22 protein-coding genes are annotated in these 21187 nt (G+C 37.9%); 20 read left to right on the forward strand and 2 right to left on the reverse strand.

What is annotated here, in order from left to right; genetic code table 11:
- Positions 1 to 10 precede the first annotated feature (10 nt).
- The 8 genes from ACZ5AE_RS03530 (at position 11) to ACZ5AE_RS03565 (ending at position 7531) form a co-directional block, all read left to right on the forward strand.
- On the forward strand, positions 11 to 880 hold the full coding sequence (locus tag ACZ5AE_RS03530) for an ABC transporter permease subunit (protein WP_464569528.1): 870 nt from the start codon (positions 11 to 13) through the stop codon (positions 878 to 880).
- Between the two features lie 2 nt (positions 881 to 882).
- On the forward strand, positions 883 to 1932 hold the full coding sequence (locus tag ACZ5AE_RS03535; RefSeq protein ID WP_464569530.1) for an ABC transporter permease subunit: 1050 nt from the start codon (positions 883 to 885) through the stop codon (positions 1930 to 1932).
- Entirely contained in the window at positions 1913 to 2659 is a 747-nt protein-coding gene (locus tag ACZ5AE_RS03540) for an ABC transporter ATP-binding protein (RefSeq protein ID WP_464569532.1), read from the forward strand. Before ACZ5AE_RS03535 ends, ACZ5AE_RS03540 begins: the two co-directional genes overlap by 20 nt.
- Positions 2660 to 2664: 5 nt before the next feature.
- Complete coding sequence (locus ACZ5AE_RS03545) at positions 2665 to 3396, forward strand: ABC transporter ATP-binding protein (protein ID WP_464569534.1); 732 nt, start codon at positions 2665 to 2667, stop codon at positions 3394 to 3396.
- Positions 3397 to 3425: 29 nt separating this feature from the next.
- Positions 3426 to 4364 (forward strand): acetamidase/formamidase family protein, encoded by a 939-nt coding sequence (locus ACZ5AE_RS03550; RefSeq protein ID WP_464569536.1) that lies wholly within the window; start codon positions 3426 to 3428, stop codon positions 4362 to 4364.
- 403 nt (positions 4365 to 4767) lie between these two features.
- Positions 4768 to 5766, forward strand: coding sequence for a DnaD domain protein (locus ACZ5AE_RS03555; RefSeq protein WP_464569538.1), 999 nt, complete (start codon positions 4768 to 4770; stop codon positions 5764 to 5766).
- Complete coding sequence (locus ACZ5AE_RS03560) at positions 5763 to 7022, forward strand: DnaB-like helicase C-terminal domain-containing protein (RefSeq protein ID WP_464569540.1); 1260 nt, start codon at positions 5763 to 5765, stop codon at positions 7020 to 7022. Before ACZ5AE_RS03555 ends, ACZ5AE_RS03560 begins: the two co-directional genes overlap by 4 nt.
- Positions 7023 to 7090: 68 nt before the next feature.
- A complete protein-coding gene (locus tag ACZ5AE_RS03565) occupies positions 7091 to 7531 on the forward strand; it encodes a hypothetical protein (protein ID WP_464569542.1) in 441 nt (146 codons plus the stop codon).
- A 793-nt stretch (positions 7532 to 8324) separates the two neighbouring features.
- Here the strand turns inward: ACZ5AE_RS03565 and ACZ5AE_RS03570 are convergent.
- A complete protein-coding gene (locus ACZ5AE_RS03570) occupies positions 8325 to 9128 on the reverse strand; it encodes a 3D domain-containing protein (protein ID WP_464569544.1) in 804 nt (267 codons plus the stop codon).
- Positions 9129 to 9202: 74 nt separating this feature from the next.
- On the opposite strand from ACZ5AE_RS03570, the gene ACZ5AE_RS03575 reads away from it, so the two are divergent.
- The 4 genes from ACZ5AE_RS03575 to ACZ5AE_RS03590 all read left to right on the forward strand — a co-directional run bounded on the left by ACZ5AE_RS03575 (position 9203) and on the right by ACZ5AE_RS03590 (position 14790).
- The gene (locus ACZ5AE_RS03575; RefSeq protein ID WP_464569546.1) at positions 9203 to 10048 is read left to right on the forward strand and encodes a DnaB helicase C-terminal domain-containing protein; all 846 of its coding nucleotides are present in this window, start codon (positions 9203 to 9205) and stop codon (positions 10046 to 10048) included.
- Positions 10049 to 10116: 68 nt separating this feature from the next.
- Positions 10117 to 10542: a hypothetical protein gene (locus ACZ5AE_RS03580; protein WP_464569548.1), complete on the forward strand. Its 426-nt coding sequence runs from the start codon at positions 10117 to 10119 to the stop codon at positions 10540 to 10542.
- 779 nt (positions 10543 to 11321) lie between these two features.
- On the forward strand, positions 11322 to 11678 hold the full coding sequence (locus ACZ5AE_RS03585; protein ID WP_464573534.1) for a hypothetical protein: 357 nt from the start codon (positions 11322 to 11324) through the stop codon (positions 11676 to 11678).
- Positions 11679 to 11886: 208 nt separating this feature from the next.
- Positions 11887 to 14790 (forward strand): DEAD/DEAH box helicase, encoded by a 2904-nt coding sequence (locus tag ACZ5AE_RS03590; protein ID WP_464573535.1) that lies wholly within the window; start codon positions 11887 to 11889, stop codon positions 14788 to 14790.
- Between the two features lie 25 nt (positions 14791 to 14815).
- On the opposite strand, the gene ACZ5AE_RS03595 is transcribed toward ACZ5AE_RS03590, so the two are convergent.
- A complete protein-coding gene (locus ACZ5AE_RS03595) occupies positions 14816 to 15214 on the reverse strand; it encodes a (deoxy)nucleoside triphosphate pyrophosphohydrolase (RefSeq protein ID WP_464569550.1) in 399 nt (132 codons plus the stop codon).
- A 315-nt stretch (positions 15215 to 15529) separates the two neighbouring features.
- Between ACZ5AE_RS03595 and ACZ5AE_RS03600 the strand changes: the two genes are divergently transcribed.
- From ACZ5AE_RS03600 to ACZ5AE_RS03635, 8 genes are all read left to right on the forward strand, one after another.
- Positions 15530 to 15748 (forward strand): DUF1659 domain-containing protein, encoded by a 219-nt coding sequence (locus ACZ5AE_RS03600; protein WP_464569552.1) that lies wholly within the window; start codon positions 15530 to 15532, stop codon positions 15746 to 15748.
- 150 nt (positions 15749 to 15898) lie between these two features.
- Positions 15899 to 16117, forward strand: a complete 219-nt coding sequence (locus tag ACZ5AE_RS03605; RefSeq protein WP_464569554.1) for a DUF2922 domain-containing protein — start codon at positions 15899 to 15901, stop codon at positions 16115 to 16117.
- A 124-nt stretch (positions 16118 to 16241) separates the two neighbouring features.
- Positions 16242 to 16379, forward strand: coding sequence for a YvrJ family protein (locus tag ACZ5AE_RS03610; RefSeq protein ID WP_213117301.1), 138 nt, complete (start codon positions 16242 to 16244; stop codon positions 16377 to 16379).
- Positions 16380 to 16789: 410 nt separating this feature from the next.
- Positions 16790 to 17662, forward strand: a complete 873-nt coding sequence (locus tag ACZ5AE_RS03615) for a tyrosine-type recombinase/integrase (protein ID WP_464565188.1) — start codon at positions 16790 to 16792, stop codon at positions 17660 to 17662.
- Positions 17659 to 18801, forward strand: a complete 1143-nt coding sequence (locus tag ACZ5AE_RS03620; protein WP_464565186.1) for an IS91 family transposase — start codon at positions 17659 to 17661, stop codon at positions 18799 to 18801. The genes ACZ5AE_RS03615 and ACZ5AE_RS03620 overlap by 4 nt, the downstream gene beginning before the upstream one ends.
- 578 nt (positions 18802 to 19379) lie before the next feature.
- A complete protein-coding gene (locus ACZ5AE_RS03625; RefSeq protein WP_464569556.1) occupies positions 19380 to 19649 on the forward strand; it encodes a sigma factor-like helix-turn-helix DNA-binding protein in 270 nt (89 codons plus the stop codon).
- A 91-nt stretch (positions 19650 to 19740) separates the two neighbouring features.
- Complete coding sequence (locus ACZ5AE_RS03630; protein WP_213146166.1) at positions 19741 to 19971, forward strand: helix-turn-helix domain-containing protein; 231 nt, start codon at positions 19741 to 19743, stop codon at positions 19969 to 19971.
- 494 nt (positions 19972 to 20465) lie between these two features.
- Positions 20466 to 21098 carry a competence protein ComK gene (locus ACZ5AE_RS03635; RefSeq protein ID WP_464569558.1) on the forward strand — a complete coding sequence of 211 codons (633 nt, stop codon included), beginning with the start codon at positions 20466 to 20468 and terminating at the stop codon, positions 21096 to 21098.
- Positions 21099 to 21187 lie beyond the last annotated feature (89 nt).

Here is a 21187-nt window from a genome sequence, read left to right on the forward strand (position 1 = left end):
GGGCGGTTTTATGCAGTTTTTTGATATGCTTTATCAATTTATGGACAGTTTTGCCTTCCTTATCCTTTCTGCTATAGGTCTGTCCATTATCTTTGGAATGATGGGAATCATTAACCTTGCCCATGGAGAATTCATCATGTTAGGTGCCTACATAACAACATTAACTGCTGTAGCGGGCGTGCCTTTACCAATTGCCATATTAATCGGGACACTAGGTGTTGGAGTAATTGGTTACATTGTTGACAGGTTGATTATTTGCAGACTTTATGGCAGAACGTTGGATTCTGTTGTTGCTACATGGGGAATTAGCATGATAATGGGGCAGGGAATTTTACTCATTTTTGGACCATCCTTGCCTGGCGTATCAACTCCTCTTGGATCTATTGAAATAGGAGGCGAATCTTATTCGACTTATCGAATATTATTATTCTTTATCGCCATTATCCTTTTGGCTATAATGTATTGGCTTTTTATGCATACAAAATTTGGGCTGCGATCCAGGGCTACGATGCAAAAGCGTGATATTGCTCAAAGTTTGGGAGTAAATACAAATAAGATGTACTCGTTGACGTTTGTAATTGGTTCAGCTTTTGCAGGATTAACAGGAGGGCTATACGCTTCAACGATGGCTGTTTCTCCAAGCTTTGGCGCAGGATTTCTCATGCCTAGCTTTGTTACCGTTATTGTTGGGGGAGCGAATCCACTTATCGGAACAGTGTTATCTGGAGGTGTTCTCGGTGTGGTTAACAGCATCTTAGCAGATCTATGGGGTACATTTTACGGAAGGCTGGGATTGCTTTTCGTAGCCATTGTTGTCATACGATTATTTCCGTTAGGTTTCTCCGGACTAGCCGAAAAAAAATTAAAGCGTGGGATATAATTATGAAAAATAAAATGAAGATGAGTACTGAGAACATTGTCGGGATTATCCTTTTCGCAGGGTTATTTTTATATCCGCTTTTCGTGTCTAGTTATGAGGTGCTGAATTTATCTTACTTTCTATCTATGGTTTTCTTATCCCTAAGCCTTTCGTTAATCTGGGGTTACTGCGGGATATTCAGTTTTGGGCAAGCGGCCTTTTTTGGAATCGGTGCTTATGTATATGCAATCGTAACCTTAAATATGGGAATCACGGCTTTTTCTCTCGTAGCCTTAATTATAGGAGTTCTTGTTGGGGGAATAGTTGCTTGGATCTTAGGTTATTTCATGTTTTATGGTGGAATAAACGATGTATTTGTAGGATTGATTACTCTATGTGTTACGGTTGTACTGGAAACTTTTATGGCGCAAACAGCCGGTCCTGAATGGAAAGTTGGCAAGGTGCTTCTCGGTGGATACAACGGAATTAACGGTATACCTTCCATTTCGATTGGTTCATTCACATTTTTAGAAAATCATTTTTTTTACCTTGTCTTATTGATACTGACTGTTGTTTATGTATCACTACGAATCTTAACAGTATCCCGTTTCGGTTATACCTTAATTGCAATTCGGGAAAATCGCGAGAGGACCAAATTATTTGGCTACAATGTTCCAAAAATACAGACGATGATTTTTGCGATTGGAGGGGCCTTAGCATCTCTTAGCGGTATTTTATATGCTACATGGGGTAACTATATTACACCTTCAAGTATGGGACTTACCGCAGCCACACTGCCAGTTATATTAGTTGCTGCAGGGGGAAGGAAAAATCTGACCGCCGGTATGATTTTTTCACTATTCTATTATTGGTTTTCTCAAAATCTTTCTGCAAGTGGTAACCAATACGCATTAATTATACTTGGGGTTGTTTTAATACTTGTAATTTTGTTTGTTCCAGAAGGTATTGTCGTTGCAATTTTTAAGTTGGCAGATAATCTTATCTTCAAAACTAATAAGCACAACCTAAAGCTTCAGAAAAGGGAGAGTGTACATGAAAAGCGGATTAGTTAAGGAGAGAACAACTAATGAAACAGTATTGCAGCTTAAAGGCGTAGGAAAGTATTTTGGCGGTTTAAAAGCAGTGCAAAATGTAGACTTATCCATTCGCCGCGGTGATTTGCATTGTTTAATTGGCCCAAATGGCGCAGGGAAAAGTACAATTTTCAAAATGATTATGGGTGTATATGAGCCAACTGTCGGTGAAGTGTACTTTAAGGACAAAAATATTACTCATATGAAAAATTGGGATCGAGCAAAATTAGGCATAAGTATAAAAATGCAGGTACCTGGTGTTTTTGGCGAGCTATCGGTATATGACAATATGAGAATAGCAGCGCAAAACCATGTGAAGGGGAAGGAACTCCGTCATGAAATTTTGCGGTTGTTAAAGCTCGTTGGGATTGAAAGTTTAGAAAATGAGGTAGTCAATAATCTTTCCCATGGCCAGCAGCAATGGCTTGAAATTGGGATGTCTTTAGCCAGTAAACCAGAACTGCTTCTTCTTGATGAACCAGCTGCAGGAATGGGACCGGAAGAAACAGAATTTACCGCAAGATTGGTTGAAAATTTAAATAATGAAGGCATCACGATATTGTTTATCGATCATGATATGGATTTTGTCAGGAGAATTGCTCAAAAAGTGACAGTACTTCATTTTGGGAAGATATTTGCAGAAGGAACAATCTCAGAGATTGAATCAAATGAAGAAGTTGTTCAAATTTATTTAGGAAAATCATAATTCATGTGGTCTCATCTAGTGTTAGGGAGGGAGCAGCCATACTTAAAGTTGAAGGGTTAGTTTCTGGTTATGGCAAGGTCATCGTAGTACGGGATGTTAATATTAACATTCAAACTGGTGAAGTGGTATCCATTATTGGAAGAAATGGTATTGGAAAAAGCACTTTTGTAAAAACATTAATGGGTTTACTTCCAACAATGAAAGGTAGAATTACCTTTAATGGTCAAGACATTACGACACTGAAAGCCTATGAAAGAGCTTGGAATGGTATCGGTTACGTTCCTCAGGGACATGGGGTATTCCCGGGTTTAACCGTTGAGGAGAATTTATTAATGGGTGGAACAATTAATATTAATAAAGCAAAGAATGATTTTGACATGATCTACAACTATTTTCCGAAGCTAAGAGAACGCCGCAAACAAAAAGCAGGAACACTAAGCGGAGGTGAACAGGCCGCTTTAGCAATAAGCAGAGCATTAGTCGGAAAGCCTGATTTACTAGTTCTGGACGAACCTTCTGAAGGAATTCAACCCAATATTGTTGAGCATATCAGTCAAATTATTAGCAAAATAAATAAAGAAACAGGACTGACAGTTTTATTTGTAGAACAGCATATTGGTTTAATTCAACAGATGTCGCAACGCTGTTATGCCATGGACAAAGGAACCATAATTGGAGAAATTGGAGCTAAAGAGATCAAAGACTATAACATTCTAAAGCAATATCTAGCTGTCTAGTAACTTATTAAAAAATTGGAGGTTTTATCATGGAAAAAACAGAATTGAAGATAAAAGAGATTAAACAGCCAGGAAAACATAGCTATGTTTTTAGTAAATATCTCGAGCCGATTGCGCGTGTAAAACCTGGTGAATTAGTTGAAATCCATACGAAAGATGCATTTGAGAACCGGATTACAAGTGAAAATGATATACCTAGTGAAATCCTAGGTGATTACTTGAACCCTCAAACTGGTCCGATTTACATAGAGGGCGCGGAGCCAGGCGACACTTTGGTAGCTCATATTGTCGATATTGAACCAACACGAGATTGGGCGGTTAGTATATTAAAGGAAAATTTTGGGGGACTAACTGCAACAGATTTAACAAGAGCCTTAAATGAACCTCTGCCTGAAAAAGTGTGGATATACAAACTTGAGAATGGCATGCTTAAAAATAATGAGCGCTTAAATTTTCCATGGCGTCCATTCTTGGGTACCATAGGAACCGCTCCTGAAATAGAAGCCATATCTGCGTTAACTCCGTTTAATCATGGTGGAAATATGGATGTGCCTGATACAAAGCCTGGAAATAAGGTTTATCTCCCAGTTCGCACGGAAGGCGCCTACTTCTTTACTGGCGATTGCCATGCTGGTCAGGGAGATGGTGAATTATGCGGTGTTGCCCTAGAAATCTCAGCAAAAGTAAAAATAAAATTTGAATTAATTAAAGGCAAAGAAATTAAATGGCCTCGTATTGAAAGCCCTACAGAATTTATGGTTGTCGGAAGTGCTCGCCCAATGGAAGATGCAGCGCGTATCGCTTATGCAGAGCTGATTGATTGGATGTCAGAAATGGGTTGGGACAAAATCGAAGCATATCAAGCTCTAACTCAAATCGGTAAACTTCATGTAGGAAACATGGTGGATACGTATTACTCATTGGTTGCTAAAATTGAGAAAAAATATGCATTGCCGAATATTGAGTAGTATATTTTCATGTTTTTTCAAATTGTAAATCTAAACAAAAAAACGGCAAAAATATTCTACTGGGTAAAAAAAGGTAACAATGCTACATCCCCTAATAATTTTGTTTTTTGCAATCTGCAGTCTTGACATGTGGATTGATTGAACTTTTTAAATAACCAGAAACTGTAGATAAAAAATATCTACAGTTTTTTTTGATTCTTTCCCTCTTCTTCATAAGAGGATGATTCCGTTAAAAGCTACCTTCATTCTCCGAATTCCCAACATAAAAAACTATGCCACAAGAAAATGCATTATTGTCACAAAACATTCACCTTTTTATAAAAACCACCCTATCCCTTTTCCTCACCAAACCCTAAATAGAGAATGAATATAGTTTTCCAATAAACAAGGATGGTGGTTCAGGATGGCAAGGTATCGAATGTTACAAACTGATTTTTGGGACAATGCGGTTGTGTTGGAAGAAATGACCCCGGAAGACAGATATTTTTATGTCTACCTTATGTCAAATGCCCATACGACCCAAATTGGCATTTATCGTATTACAAAAAAACAAATAGCCTTACATTTGGGATATTCAATTGAGACTGTCCAGATGCTAATGGAACGATTTATCGAGCACCACAAGTTGATTCGTTACAATCCGGAGACAAGAGAGCTCGCGATTAAGAACTGGGGAAAAGATAATCTTCATAAAGGCGGGAAGCCGATTATGGATTGCATTTTTTCTGAATTAAAAAATGTACAAGATCTAACCCTCATTTCATATGTATCAGAAGCAATCCCTAAGCAGGAAATTCGAGACCTCTATGAATCATTTTGTAATAAAGAAGTGATAACTGCTAGTAACGATGGTTCTGACCTTGAAGAGGTGGATACATATTCAGATTCTGCATACATAGAGCTTGACGATTCGTCCGCGCATCGTGCTACGATACGTGGGCAAAAAGAAAAAGAAAATAAAAAAGAAAAACAAAAACAAAAACAAAAAATAGCTTCTCAGCCAGTTATGGAGGACGCTCCAGTTATAGAGAATCTTATAAAAACAGAAGATGTAAATGAAATTATCGAATGTTGGGATGCGAATGGTTTTGGCTTTACGAACCTAATGGCGAAGCAGCAGCTGTTAGCATGGTTAGAGGATTCTAGCTTTTTACAGCCGAAAGAGATGATCCTAAAAGCCATGGAGATTGCCTGTGCGAATAACAAGCGAAGGCTCAACTATATCGTTGCGATTCTTAGAAACTGGGAAAATGAATCGTTACTGACCGTAGCAGATGTTGAGGCCCAACAGTCACCCCAACAGGCAGTACCAATGTCAAGAAAATCAACTGAAATTGTTCGTGCCGGAAGAGATATTCCACGTGGATTCCAACTTGATCTAACGGCAGGTGAAGAGGAATGAGTATGGCGGAAAAAGCGTTCTTGGGCAGTTTGATGAAGGCAGAATACTTACTAACAGATACCGTGATTCAGCCTGAACAGCTGGAAAGTTCCCGGCATAAAGAAATCATGCGAAAAATGGTGGAATTCAAACGTGCTGGTAAGTATCTTGATTTAATTACTTTTTCCACCCTGCCCGACCTCGAATCAGTAGGGGGTATGTCCTACCTTTCTGAGCTGTTGTCCTATGCAGACATGGAGAAATTTGATGGAACGGAAAAGCTCATTCTTGAGTCGTGGAAGGAGCGGGAAAAGAGAAACATCTTGACCGTTGCCGCCATGAATGACTGGGAGATTGAGAAGGTCGTGAGCGAATTGGATAAAATCAACCAATTAAAGCTCGAGGATCACACTTCGTTACAACAAGCGTTGGCCAACATCTATGAGGCACCCTGGGAGGATCAATTACGCCTGAAAAGTGTCACAACGGGTATCAAACAGCTTGATGACATGACGGGAGGCTTTCAGGGCGGGGAAGTCACGATTCTAGCAGCAAGACCATCCATGGGAAAAACCGACGTGATGCTTCATTTTGCCAAAATGTCCGGTTGGGCCGGATATCTGCCACTCGTATTTTCTTTAGAAATGCCTGAGAAACTGATCACCAAACGATTAATTGCTTCGACAGGGGGCTTTAATCGTTCGAAAATGCGGGATCCGAAGCGAATGCTAAGTGAACGTCAAAAGGATAAATGGTCCGATGTGATTGGTGATCTTACGGAAACCAATATGCAAATTTTTGATGGGGCAGGACAAACGATTTCCGAAATGAGAGCGAAAACGAGAAAGATGATGAATCATCCCGGCAAGAGACCGATCTTGTTTATCGATTACTTAACACTGATCCAATCCAGTCAATCGTACGGAGGGAATTCCCATCAACAAGTAACGGAAATATCCAAATCCCTGAAAAACATGGCAAAGGATTTTGATTGCCCCGTCATCTGCTTGGCGCAGCTAAATCGGTCGGTGGAATCAAGGGCCAATAAACGGCCGATGATGTCTGACATTCGGGAATCGGGAAGTGTGGAGCAGGATGCCGATGTCATTTTGTTCTTATACCGCGAAGCCTATTATGACAAGGATACCCAAGATCATTCCCTTGAAATCATTGTCTCGAAAAACAGAAATGGCCAGGTTGGAATGATTGCCGTGAATTACAACGAGTATACGGGAGCAATTGATGAACGAAAGGAACATAGCAAACTCCTTGTATAGCTATCCAGCAGCCATTAGGTAAGGAAGCCCGCGGAACATTTTATGAACGAATAATGAGGTGAAATCACATGTTGGTGAAAGAGGCTTACGAAGATAGTTTTCGTTTTGAAGAGTCTACTTTGGCACATTACATCTACCATTTACTTACGGAACAAAAAATTTCCTTAGAGGACGATACATCCATATTAAACTCAGTTCAAGCAGATAATCAAAAAGTAGCGGAATTAATCCGAAAGAATGTATTAGGTATTAAAAAGGTTCGAGTCTACTCACTAAAAATGAATAAGAAGGAGTTTTATTTCATCTTTGCCAGCAACCCGCAAGAGGCAATCCAATTCTTTACCGAAACGTTTCAGCAAAGCCCATTAAACTGCCACGAATATCCACTAGAATTCGAGTTTGAGAGAGGAAAAGAGGTGGTTAGCTTTTGGGATATGAGGAGGGATTTCATGAGCTTTCCAGCAATAGCGGGGAGGTTTGAGAAGGAAATAATCCACCATTTAAAATAGTGATTTCTTATAATTTAAAAGTTATCCTAGTCCAATTAATTGTTATAATTATATACTTGACTCTTTCTTTTTCATTATGATGATACCCAGTTTAAGAAGGACCGTTCCACTTCACGAATGGAAGGACTTGATTTTCATTTTTCCCATTCTGACGGGAAAAGTGTATGGTGTCATTGTATTGTGACAGCCTATATTGTTTACGATAACTCATCGTATGCTTGGGATTATCGTCCTTATTTCCGAAAGCAATACTGTGGAGGAACGTGGTCTTCGTTTCAAAAGTAACTTTGACGAATACCAGCTTCTTTCACGAAAAGGCATTGAGCGATATTGGTGTTTTTTAGGGTGTCTTGGTAAATTTGCAAGATTCAAGTTAACTAATAATAAAGTTAAAAGCGTGGTTATAATTAATAACGGGTTCGGTCTGAAAAATGCCATATAGCCCCTAGACAATTTGGAGGAAACGATAAAAAGAATAATTTATTTTTAATGCATTGAAGTAAATACTAGTAAGTATAAAGCTAGATTAAATACAATTTAGAAATGGAATCCTGGTTTTAGAGAGAACTGTCTAAAGGATAAAGAAAAATGCCTGAATTCTAATAAGAAACATACTTTAATGAAGAATAAAAAAACTCATTTAGATGCGTTACGGTGAATCTATGATAAATACGTGAGGTATTTTCGTTCGGTTGTCTTTCAATGGGCAATAGGGTTATTTAATAAAAATAAACACTGCACCCCTCTTTAGGTTTGCAGTGTTTTGTACGAATATTGAGATTCAAAGGATAGATTAGTTTAATATAGTTACCTTTAATTGTTTTCTTCCAAAATTGATTGCTTCCTGTTTAGAAGGAATAAAGACATCGATCCTATTACCTTTAATGGCCCCGCCAGTATCTCCGGCGATCGCTTCACCAAAGCCTTCCACATACACTTTACTACCAAGTGGAATAACTGTTGGATCCACTGAGATGACTTTTGCATTTGGGTTGGCGCTAAGGTCAATTCCGGTAGCCGTAATACCTGAGCATCCCTCACATGAAGCCGTATAGGCTGTAGCTTCCACTGTAATTTCCTTTGAAACTGTATTACTTGTTGAAGGAGCAGTTGCTGTAGGTGTACTTTCCGTTGCAGATGTATTCTCTGTTGAAGGTGCGGCCGCTGCAGGTGCACTTTCCTTTGGTTCTTGTGCTGCAGTCACCATTGGTTTTTCAGTTACAGCCGTATTAGTAGTTTTTGCACCTTCAAAGATTAATAGATTTAAACCAGGATGAATGAGATCAGTATGTAATTGGTTCCATTCTTTAATTTGCGAAACTGTTACTTCATGATCTAGGGCTATATCCCATAATGTGTCACCTTGCTTAACCGTATATTGTTTTTGAGGTGCAATGGTTAGGACGTCCCCAGGGTGAATAAGGTCGGAAGTAAGACGATTCAACATTTGGATATTTTCTAGAGTAGTATTATTTGCACGTGATAGATCCCATAGGGTATCTCCTTTTTGTACAGTGATTGTTGCAGCTTGTACATTAGCACTTACAGTTACTGAGAGTACAGCACCTGCTACTATTGAAGTAATTTTTTTAAGCATTCTTTTACCCTCCATGTTCTTTGATTGCTAATTTTATTAATCGTAACATAGAATTTTCGAAAAAAAAGAACAGGGTGGTGTTAATTTGTTTACGTCCATGGCATTTATATTGCATTAACATTTCTAACATTAACCAATTAAAGAAATTATTATCGATGGATGGTGCCTGCCATCCATTGTTTGTTCTAGCGGCCAGACCATCCATGGGAAAAACCGACGTGATGCTTCATTTTGCCAAGATGTCGGGCTGGGCCGGGTATCTGCCCCTCGTGTTTTCTTTAGAAATGCCTGAAAAACTGATCACTAAGCGATTAATTGCTTCGACAGGGGGCTTTAATCGTTCGAAAATGCGGGATCCGAAGCGAATGCTAAGTGAACGTCAAAAGGATAAATGGTCGGATGTGATTGGTGATCTCACGGAAACCAATATGCAAATTTTTGATGGGGCGGGACAAACGATTTCCGAGATGAGAGCGAAAACGAGAAAGCTGATGAATCAATTTCCTGGCAAAAGACAGATCCTGTTTGTTGATTACTTAACACTGATCCAATCCAGCCAATCGTACGGAGGGAATTCCCATCAACAAGTAACGGAAATATCCAAATCCCTGAAAAACATGGCAAAGGATTTTGATTGCCCCGTCATCTGCTTGGCGCAGCTAAATCGGTCGGTGGAATCAAGGGCCAATAAACGGCCGATGATGTCTGACATTCGGGAATCGGGAAGTGTCGAGCAGGATGCCGATGTCATTTTGTTCTTATACCGCGAAGCCTATTATGACAAGGATTCCCAAGATCATTCCCTTGAAATCATTGTCTCGAAAAACCGAAATGGCCAAGTTGGAACCATCGCTGTGAACTACAACGAGTATACGGGAGCGATAGATGAGCGAAAGGAACAGAGCAAACCACTTGTATAGCTATCCAGCAGCCATTAGGTAAGGAAGCCCGCGGAACATTTTATGAACGAATAATGAGGTGAAATCACATGTTGGTGAAAGAGGCTTACGAAGATAGTTTTCGTTTTGAAGAGTCTACTTTGGCACATTACATCTACCATTTACTTACGGAACAACAAATTTCATTAGAGGACGATACATCCATATTAAACTCAGTTCAAGCAGATAATCAGAAAGTAGCGGAATTAATCCGAAAGAATGTATTAGGTATTAAAAAGGTTCGAGCCTACTCACTAAAAATGAATAAGAAGGAGTTTTATTTCATCTTTGCCAGCAGCCCGCAAGAGGCCATCCAATTCTTTACCGAGACATTTCAGCAAACCCCATTAAACTGCCACGAATATCCACTAGAGTTTGAGTTTGTGAGAGGGAAAGAGGTAGTTAGCTTTCGGGAGATGAGGAAGGATTTTGAGAGTTTTCCAGCGATAGTGGAGCGGTTTGAGAAGGAGGGGTAAGGTGAAAGTAGGAAATAAGCCTACAATTTCAAACAGTGCAATCCCCTGGTTAAAAAATTCTAATTCATTTAATACAAGATTTCGTCACTCTGACCATCTATATCAAAGTGGTCATCCTAATTAAAAAGCCGCTTTTTTGATAATGCCTGGAACAATACTCACGATAAAAGTAATGGCTGCGATAGAGATGCTTGAATTAACCATTACTACTAATGGGAATGATAGTAACTTGTTAGCAAAGCGACCAAAAGGCAAATGCTAGTCTCTACCCGTAAATTTGTTGATTATTAGTTGAGATTATTCGGGGCGTGACAATGCTCTTTTTATTAGGCCAAACTACGTAGTCGTCTTCTATATTAGGAATTGTTGTGGTGTCTGACTTCAATAACTATAAAGCATATCGATGCAGGCATATGAAATTTATCGGTTTCTTTTTCGACATTACTCGGTGGTGACAGTCACTTTTTTTACGGTACCCAAAAGTACTTCAGAGTTCTGTCAGATGTTGAAGATAATCAAATTTATTTTTTACATATCCCCATTCATGAATTAGGAGCTAGTTAAAGGATGAAAACTCAATAGGTTCATCCTTTAAAAAAGTATCCTAAGGCAGTAATAAAGAGGAAGTAATTTATCGGAAAAATGAAAATTATTTATATAGAAATACAAAATAACAACTAGAATTGGAATGTAGCATGTCCAGATAGTAACTGAAAAAAAGCTGGACGATCATTGATAAACTTTGCTGATGATTTAACACATGGGGAATCGCTGAGGCTATTTATAAAGAATTGGTGAAAGAGGAACTTTCAATATTTTATGATTTTAATGAGCAGCATGTTATTTTAGGTGAGCAAGTTGAAGATTACCTCAGGCCAATCTATGAAAGTGATGCAGAATTTGTTGTTGTTTTATTAAGTGAAAATTACTCTAGTAGAGTTTGGACTAAATTTGAGTCGGAGCAATTTAAAGCTAGATTCGGTGAACGTCGTGTAATTCCAATTCTATTTTCAAATGTGAATGTAACACTCTTTGATCCTATTTATGGAATTGGTAATTTAATACTTGATTTAGATAAAGACATTAATAGCCAGATTAAATATATAGCAGATATACTTAGAAAAAAATTAGTATAAATTAAAGTTAATTTAGAAAAAATATTAAATTGGACGTCAACTCATTGGTGTCCTTTTTTCTACGTTCTTAAAAGGTGTACCTGTACACTTACCACAATTTTTTACACAGTCAAAAACAGTAATAGAATTTTTCTAGCTATTATATGGTTGCAGTACTTATCAGTGAGCATTACAATTGATATATCAATTGGTAATGAATGGTGATCATATGAGTAATTTTATCGATAATCTAAAAGTTTCCTTACATAAAGGATTTATTGATCAAGCGTACAACAAAACCGGAATTTACAAGCCCAGCTTATTAGTGAATAATGCAAAAAAAGGCGAAAATGTATTAAATACCTTACTTGATGAATTAGATAGCTGCGACACATTTATTTTTTCAGTTGCATTTATTACTGAAAGCGGCCTCGCAACCCTCAAATCCCATTTTCTTGACCTTAAACGTAAAGGGGTTAAGGGGCGTATTTTAACCTCAACTTTTCTCAATTTTAATCAGCCAAAAGTCTTTAAGGAACTGATGAAAATTGAGAATGTTGAAGTTCGGACGACCGATTTAGAAGGGTTCCATTCAAAAGGATATATATTTAATCAGAGAAATCATTATTCTTTAATTGTCGGAAGTTCCAATTTAACTGCACATGCATTAAAAGTGAATTACGAGTGGAATGTTAAATTAACTTCGCATGAAAATGGGGAAATTGTTAATCATTTTAAAAATCAATTTGAAGAAGTTTGGAACGATGCTCTTCCTTTAAATGAAGAATGGATTGAAACGTACGAGAAAAGGTATACACCACTTGTTCACAGGAGAGCTTTAGACCAGGTGATAGAATTACCGTCTCAATACAATACCAATTCTATCGAAGTGGCCCTGAAAATAAAGCCAAATAAAATGCAAGAGGCGGCATTGCAAGGGATTCAGGCGATTCGTGATGCCGGGGCAAATAAGGGGTTAATCATATCAGCAACTGGTACAGGAAAAACATATTTGTCTGCATTTGATGTCAGACGGTTTGCTCCAAAAAGGATGCTATTTGTTGTGCATAGAGAGCAAATACTGCAAAAAGCGAAAGAAGATTTTAAAAAGATACTTGGCGGAGCAGATGCGGATTTCGGAATACTGTCGGGTACTAGTAAACAGACAAATGCGAAATATTTGTTTGCCACGATTCAAACTATTTCGAAGGAAGAAACTTTACCCCAGTTTGATTCCGAAGAATTTGACTATATTTTAATTGATGAAGTACATAAAGCTGGTGCTCAATCATATCAGAAGGTCATCGACTATTTCAATCCAGAATTTTTAATGGGAATGACAGCTACACCGGAACGGACGGATGATTTTAATATCTTTGAGCTTTTTGATTATAACATTGCATATGAAATTCGTTTGCAAGAAGCCCTGGAAGAAGATATGTTATGTCCTTTCCATTATTTTGGGGTTACAGACATTGAGTATAATGGTGAGATGATTGATGAAACAGCCGTTTTAGCAAAGCTTGTTACCGAGGAACGCGTCAATCATATTCTTGAAAAAATCCATTACTATGGCTTTTCAGGAGAAAAAGTAAAAGGGCTAATGTTCTGTAGCAGAAAAGAGGAGGCAATGAAATTATCTGATGCTTTCAACGAGAAAGGGCTACGAACAGTTGCATTAGTAGGGGATCACAATCAGGATGAACGGGAACGTCGGGTAAAGCAACTCGAAGAGGGCTTATTAGATTATATTATTACAGTTGATATTTTTAATGAAGGAATCGATATTCCTAGCGTTAATCAGGTAGTGATGTTAAGACAAACCCAATCCAGTATCATTTTTATACAACAACTTGGCCGGGGACTTCGTAAACATTTAACAAAGGACTTTGTAACAATCATTGATTTTATCGGGAACTATAAAAATAACTATTTAATTCCTATCGCGCTTTCAGGGGACAAATCACAGAACAAGGATAATATCCGTCGTTATATTAAGGATACGAGCTATATTAAAGGCGTTTCTACGATTAACTTTGAGGAAATTGCCAAAAAGCAGATCTTTAAAGCGATAAACAATAGTAATTTAACTGCGTTAAAAGTTTTAAAAGAAGCATTTGTTGAGTTAAAAAATCGAATTGGCAGAACGCCTTATTTATATGATTTTGTAACAAACCATTCCATTGACCCTGAAGTCATAGTCGATAAGTACACGAACTATTATCAATTTTTATTAAAGCTAAAGGAAGAAATACCATTATTGACGAAGTATCAAAACAGTGTTTTGACTATGCTTTCTACGGAGATATTAAATGGCAAAAGGAAACATGAGATTATTTTACTAGACCTTCTTTTTAAAAAAGAAACAGTAAAATATGATGATTTTATAGAAAATTTAATTCATTTTAATTGTCCTATTGATGAGGAGATTCTTTCTTCAGTTTTGCGCGTCTTTAATTTGGAATTTTTCACACAAGGATATAGAGAGAAGTATGGTAATCAGCCAATAATTATTTTAAAAGACGATGGTACCTTTACATTTAATGATATGGTTCGAGCCAGTTTATTGAATAATCCGTATTTTAACTTTTTAGTAACAGATGTTATAAAAAGCGCCAAGGAAAAATCTAAGCTATACGAATCTGAGGAACCCCTTACCCTTTATCAGAAATATTCAAGAAAAGATGTTTGTAAGCTCTTGAATTGGACTAACGATGAAAGTTCTACGGTTTATGGGTATAAAACAAAACACGGCACCTGTCCAATCTTTGTGACCTATCACAAAAATGAAGACGTTGAGTCTAGTATTGATTATGCGGAGGAATTTCTTAGCCCTGAGGTACTTAAGTGGTCAACAAGGAGTAACAGAATATTAGAATCCCAAGAAGTGAAAACAATTATTGAATCCGAAGCTAAAGGAATTGACCTTCATATTTTTGTAAAGAAAGATAATGATGAAGGAACTGATTTTTATTATCTAGGAAAAGCAACCCCGGATAAAAATAATATCGAACAAGCTATTATGGAAGATGGTAAGGGGAAAAAACTACCTGTTGTTCATATGAACTTGGTAATGGAAAACCCAATTGAAAATAAACTTTACAACTACATTATTAATGGTACGGATGACTAAAAATAGTCTTCTCATTTCGGGAAGACTATTTTTCTTGGATTAATTCCTCAACTGCAGGAACATCTGCCGGTGCCCATTTGAGTGAATCTAAGTTTTCTCGTTTTAACCAGATTAAATTCGAATGCTCACTTGGCGTCGGCCTTCCCTCAACTACTCTACATTTAATTGAAATCAAATTAATAATAAATGTATCGTATTCATGGGTGTTGTCATTAAAAACCTCATTAAATGTCTCAACCTTACAGCCCAACTCTTCATCAATTTCTCTTTTTAGCGCGGAATAAATGTCCTCATTTGCTTCCACTTTTCCACCAGGAAACTCCCACATATTTGGAATCGACATCTCTGGAGATCTAAGAGCACATAGAATTTCTTGTTGGTCGTTTTCAATAATGGCTGCAACAACTTTTACAAGCTTTTTCAAGATAATCCTCCTCAAACATTTCACTAGCCATTATGATACCACTTTTGAGGGTTAGATGCTGCATGGGGTGTTTTTTTTGTTTTTAAAAAAAGTTTACACATTTATCTTGTATTCTCAACTATCTCCATTACGCTATAAATCCCAATCTTTGGTTGATCATGATGAAATATCTTGGGTAATTTCTATCATCCGTCTTAAACTTCCAATTAAATCATTGTTCGTTGGTCCTGCCTGCTGACTTCCAAAAAAATATTTCCCACCCTGTCCTTTTCCCTCCAAAAACCATAAATAAAGGGTGAAAGGAGGTGAGAGACAATGGCACAAGCATTATTAGAAGGTTCAAAGCTTCGACTGGCATTCCAGGTGGACCTGGACGAGCAGGGAAATCCTGTTCTAAAAACCAAAACGTTTAGCAACATCAAAAATGATTTGACTGTTGACCAGTTATACCAAGCCGCAACAGCCATCTCCGCATTATGCAATGACCCGCTAAACAAAATCGAACGCAGTGACAGCACCATGATTACTGCGTAACGGATGATGCACGGGGACGGTTCTCATGATTCAAAAGCTGTTTTAGGCTATAAATCATCGAACCTTCCAATCTAACAAGGAGGTAATCAGGAAGAAAAAAATGAGGCAAAAGAACCGTCCCCATGCCTCAAAGAAAGGAGGTGAACAGAGATGGCAAAAACATTGGAATTAATGTTTGGTACGGAGTTTGGAAAGACCGCCCGTATAGCAGTGGACAATCCGAAGGAACCGATTGATGAGGCCGCTGTCAAACAAGCGATGGAACATATCATTGCTGCAGATGTATTTACATCGGCCAGCGGCAGATATGTTGCTTCAAAAGGCGCAAGAGTCATCGACCGCAACGTAGTTGAGTATGAAATTGTTTAATAGGTTATTAGGTATCGGATTTACAAGGGAATTTGGTCAAATCGATATGTTCTAAGTGAGAGGCTGGATTCTTTTACGAAACCGGCCTCTTATAAAATATTAATCGGAAAGGAGAGAATTTGCCGTGGAACAAATCATCTCATTTATCAATGAGGTCGGCTTCCCTATCGTTGTGACCCTATATCTTCTATATCGAATAGAATCCAAGCTTGATTTAGTCGTCCAGTCGATACAGAGCCTACCTGAGCGAATGAAGGGGTGATCATCATACCGCCCTTTGGTAATCCCAAAATGTCTAAAGCCAACTACCTTTTCTACGGGGCAGTTAGCTTTAATCTAAAAAGTGAAAATCCCCCTGTCCGCCCCAAAACTTCACTAGCCCAATGGATGATAAAAATGACACACGAGAAGAACGAAATCGCTCCGCGATGGCTTTTTGGTAAATTTTCCATCCTAAAAAAAGCATAAAAAAAATGAAAAAGTATGTCTCCTGTGGTATTGTTTAATCGCCAAACCAAACAAACCATGAAAGAACATACTTTTTCATATGGAGATTTTAACACGAATACCGCGAAAAATACATATTAATATTTCCCATATTTCCGAGAGAGCTCCTCCTGCCCTTTTGATTATTGATTTATTTACTTTAAACAATCATCAGGAGGCAACACCATGAAACAATATGATCAAAAAATTGAGCTTTTCTTTGAACTTAAGGGAACCCCAGATTCCACCCAGGAATCTTATTGGCGAAGAATGCGGGCTTTTTTAAACTATATGCAAGAACTAAAAAAACCCATAGAAGAAATGACCCTTGAGGATATCCAACAATACATCCTTTATCTCAAACGAGATAAAGAACTTACGGCAGGGACTATCAATAATTACATTTCAGCCATTAAGTTTTTCTATACTTATGTATTAGAAAAGGAATGGAACTCAATGAAAGTTCCAAGGATGAAAAGAACTCAGAAGTTCCCTGTTGTTCCCTCACGGGAAGTTATACTTTCCCTATTAAATTCAACTCATAACTTAAAGCATAAGGCTATCCTTTACCTTGTTTATGGCAGTGGCCTTCGGGTAAGCGAAGTGGCTAAATTAAAAATTAGTGATATTTGTAGTAAGACCATGCGAATCCGTGTTGATAATGCTAAACATAATACCAACCGGTATACAATCTTATCCCAAACAGCACTGGAAGTGCTTCGAGAGTATTTTAAAACTTATTTCAGTGCTAAAAACTATAAGCCAAATGATTGGCTGTTTCCCGGCCAAAACCCCGGCGAGCACATTACTGTCAAAACGATAAAGAATACATTAATAAAACTTAGGAACAGTCTTTCTCTTGATCCAAATATATCTTCCCACACTTTACGGCACTGCTTTTCCACCCATTCCTTAGAAGACGGCGTAGATCCAGTGTTTATCCAACAGATGCTTGGACATAAGAGCCTTAAAACAACATTAACGTATCTGCACATGACCTCTAAAAGTCTGATGGGCATTAAAAGTCCGTTAGATTCAAAGGGGAATCATAGGGAATGACTACCATCCAAGATATATTTATGGCGTTCTATGCGCAGTATAAAGAAAAATATAAGCCATCCCCTGAACAGGCCAAAGCAGCCAACGACATCATTAGATGTCGAACAAGCAGCTTAGGTGGACATGCCTATGAATGTGATACATGTGGTCATACCCAGGTTCGATACAATTCATGCCGGAATCGTCACTGTTCCATGTGCCAAGGGGTTAACAAAGAAGTTTGGGTGGATAATAGAAAAAAAGATATTCTCAACGCCCCCTATTTTCATGTGGTATTTACCATGCCGGCGCAGCTGCACATGTTAATTTATCATAATCAGAAGGTACTCTATGATTTAATGTACAAATGCGTCGCAGAAACGCTTGCGGAGCTTTCCATGGACAAAAAGTATCTGGGGGCGCAAATTGGCTTTTTCTCTGTCTTGCATACTTGGGGACAAAACTTGCATTTTCACCCTCACATCCATACGGTTGTCTTGGCTGGAGGACTTTCCAAGCAGAATAAGTGGCGTCACTCGAGTAAAAAGTTCTTTATTCCTGTAAAAGTTCTGTCCAAAAAGTTCCGTGGAAAGTATCTATTTTATTTAAAGCAATATTATGAACAGAAATTGCTTGTCTTTTATAACGACGCAAAAAAGTACGAAGACCCAAAACAGTTTCAGTGTTTAATAGATGAATGTTACTCACTAAACTGGTACAGCTACACTAAACGGACTTTTTCAGGTCCATTGGCAGTGGTTCAGTACCTTGGGCGATATACACATAGAATCGCCATATCGAATAATCGAATTGTTTCAATAGATAAAAACACAGTTACAATCAGGGTGAAGGACTATCGAAACAATAATCAAATAAAGACAGTAACCATGAAAGGTGTAGAATTTATTCGCCGATTTCTCATGCATATTCTCCCGAAGGGATTAGTGAAAATCAGACATTATGGTCTACTGGCTAATAGAAATAAGAAAACCAAACTCAAACTGTGCCGAAAGTTAACCAATAGCCCGACTTACAAACCTAAATTTACTGGACTTAGTACCATAGAAATTATCAAGCAAATTACGGGAAAAGACGTAACAGTATGCCCATCCTGTAATAAGTCTCATCTAAAGTCAGCTGTCCATGGAGCCGTGCCATAAATGAAGAGAAATAAATACATTTTTTAAAAGCCTCTTAATTGGGGAGGGGGAAATTGTATCTAAAAACAGATAGAAATAACAAAAAAATATCTGTTTGAAAATGAAAACAGGTAAAAAAATTAAAAATCAAGGATCGCCCGAAGATTGAAACCCCACAGACCAAATCCGCGACTTCATTCTTCTATGGCAATCAAAAATTTTGCGAAAAGATCTTACCCATAAATACACCAAGGCCCGATTAGCACCTATCCACTAGTCGGGCCTTTTTACGCGCAAAACTTCCGATTGTCCTCTTAAAGAACCGTCCCCACGCATCAATTCTTATTGTATTTGTTCGAAATTCTAAAAAATGGATTCATATTTGTATTTTGAAGCGAAAATGTGTGAGTTTGGGGTTCTTTTTGGTGTTGAAAGTGAATTAGTGGAGTTCGATGAAATAAGGGATTCCCGTTATGGTAGAGGTACCCGGGAATACATTGGCAAAGCGCGCTTTCCTGAACGGAACGTCCGTTGGAGAGCTTTGATCAGATTGCAGAACAATATTCGTTAGAGGCCGCCTGCTAGAGGAGTTGGGTAAAATGGCGAAAGCCAAGGAACGAAACGTTTACCCAAAGGATGAGTTCTGGAAAACTATTGCGGATTGGCTGCCAGACAGAGCTTTGGAAAGAGAAATCCTATTTTCCTATTGCGAAATACTTACCCCAAACCAACAGAAGTGGCTATTGTACACCTTCTGGGAGGGGCTTTCTATTAAAGAAATCGCCGAACTAGAAAAAGTCACAGTATCGGCAGTAAAGCAATGGCGGACAGGAGCGCAGGAGAAAATAAAAGCGGCAAACAAGAACTGAATTGATGAAACGTTACGTTTAGGCGTACCACCTAAAAAGTGCCGTTATGTTACTTTTTCTTTAGAGTACTTTGATTGGTGGTCGGCAATCTATGGCTAAAAAAGTATATGTAAAAATCCATAAATTGCTTGATACGTATAAAATTTCAATGAGAGAATTATCCCTTCTATCTGATGTACGCCATGCAGCTATAAGCGAATTGGCTAATCAAAAAAGGAAGCGAATTGAATTTAGCCATATTGAAAAGATTGCAGAAGCACTTGATGTAAAAGATATTCGTCAGATTATTGACTTAGTAGACACCGATGAAGAAGAAGAATGATACTGCCTTCCTCATTTATCAAACTACCTAATATGAAGAACTTGTTAATATTCGCCATAAAACGCTAAAATTCGACACAAAATGTTACGATTTGTTCTGTAAAAACAGACCAATTATGTAATATTTTGTGTTATTTTTTATGTGTAATTATTTTTTAAAAATAATAAATATTCTCCAAGATATCCTACTAACTATGAAAATTCTTACCCAACCAACCTCTTTGTCAGTCAGATGCTTTCTAGTTTTTCTTAGCGTTTTTCAAACCTATAATGTCAAGTCACTGCTCTTTTAAAATTATATATTTTTGCAACCGCTTCATTCAATTGTATGCAGGAAAGGAGTTGAGGAAAATGTGAAAAGGGCAAAAAAATAACCAAGAGCAAGTGTCCCGGAAAGACGATACTCTTGGTCCCATTAGTTTTAAAAAACTAACTTATTGATAAGTATATCTTTTTTTGAATAAAATTCAATCAACTAACGATTGAGGGGCGAGTATGTTGATCATTGAAAAATTTTATATTATCAACCAGCACTTTATGAATATGGCGGGACACTATGACCGAAATGGCAAGCTTTGTTCGCTTATACGTGAACTGTCCCGAACCATCATAGTAGACAAGTCTCCATTGGAAATTCTTGCAGACAGCATTCGCTGTATCGGTTTTGATTTAAAAGGGGCAATTGCCACTGCCAAATGGATTCTTGGTGACATCTCAATGTGTCCCATCATGGTCAATCCGATTCACAATATATGTGTGTTTGCCACCAAATCGGCGAAACATGAGGACGCCATGTGGTTTAATCCCGAGTATATTGTCAGGACCAATGGCTTTTATCTAAAAACTAAAGTCACTTTACGGAACGGTCTCATCATCACTGTTCCTTGCCGGCTAACATCCTTTAATACGAAGCTGCAAAATGCCGACCAATTAAAGAAGATTACAGGGGAACTCGGCAGCAACCCACTCTCTTTCGTCCTCCATCCAAGGAGGGAGCAATTGCTAAAGAGCCGGAAGAGATCCCGAAAGAAGATCAAAAAAATAGGTGTCTTATGTTCAACTAACATAATCGCGGTGGTTATGGTATATCTTAAACAGGAATTTGTACGTGGATATAGAAATATTTAAAGTTCCAGAGGGATACAAATGTTTTACATCCAATAACTTTCGGGGATATGATGATTTAGAGGGCTACGGCGTACATAAGGTTAGAGACG

This window comes from Neobacillus sp. S1227, assembly GCF_055385255.1.